This is a genomic window from Nocardiopsis salina YIM 90010 (genome assembly GCF_000341025.1).
GTDB lineage: Bacteria > Actinomycetota > Actinomycetes > Streptosporangiales > Streptosporangiaceae > Nocardiopsis > Nocardiopsis salina.
This window is the reverse complement of sequence record NZ_ANBF01000269.1, coordinates 1-671: the sequence shown is the minus strand read 5'-3', so window position 1 is coordinate 671 and position 671 is coordinate 1. Positions and strand designations below refer to the sequence as shown.

The following is a 671-nucleotide window of genomic DNA, read 5'->3' as shown; positions in this document are numbered from 1 at the left end:
GCACTCGGTGAACTTTCTGCCCACAGGTGCCGTCTTCCCCCACGGAGTGATGACCGACCGCAACGGCGCGGTCTCCGAAACAGCACCCCCGTTCGGACGGAGCCCCCGTGAAGTTCGATCTGGATCCCCCGGAACACGACGAGACCGGCGTGGACGGGGCCACCACCCCTGCCCCCGTCGGTTCCGCGGCCGCCGAGGCCCCCGAGGAGCCCGGGCTCAGACGCCGGTACCGCCGCGCCGTCGACGACACCCGGTCCAGCCTGGAACAGCTGCGCGCCCACGCCTGGGACCACCACCTGCGGAACGAGTCTCAGATCCACGGCGCGACCGCGCGCGACGGCTCTGACCACGCGGACAACCCGGAGGCCTGGAACGGCGAAGGCTCGGACGGAGCCCTGTTCCGCCCCGACCGGCTCTCCGGCAAGGCCCGAAGGACCGGGGGTGAGCGGTGAGCACCTGGAAGATCGACGTCTACGGCGTCAACGGGGTGCTGAACGTCTACGACGGCCAGCTCGGCACCGAGGGCGGAGGGCTGTCCGAGGTGATCGACTCCACCTCGAGCGGGCTCGACATGGCGCTGGAGAACGCCAAGAGCCCGCCCGTGGAGACCGCTCTGGCCGGGTTCTTCGAGAACTACGCCGAGCGCACCGAGTCCATGTTCCTCAAGGGGC

2 protein-coding genes are annotated in these 671 nt (G+C 70.3%); both read left to right on the top strand.

Going from position 1 to position 671, the window contains the following annotated elements:
- The first annotated feature begins 107 nt into the window (after positions 1–107).
- Positions 108–452, top strand: coding sequence for a hypothetical protein (locus D474_RS0127115; RefSeq protein WP_017616605.1), 345 nt, complete (start codon positions 108–110; stop codon positions 450–452).
- Positions 449–671 (top strand): DUF6507 family protein (locus D474_RS0127110; protein WP_026118842.1); only part of this gene is annotated, 223 nt, incomplete at its 3' end. The genes D474_RS0127115 and D474_RS0127110, both read left to right, overlap by 4 nt.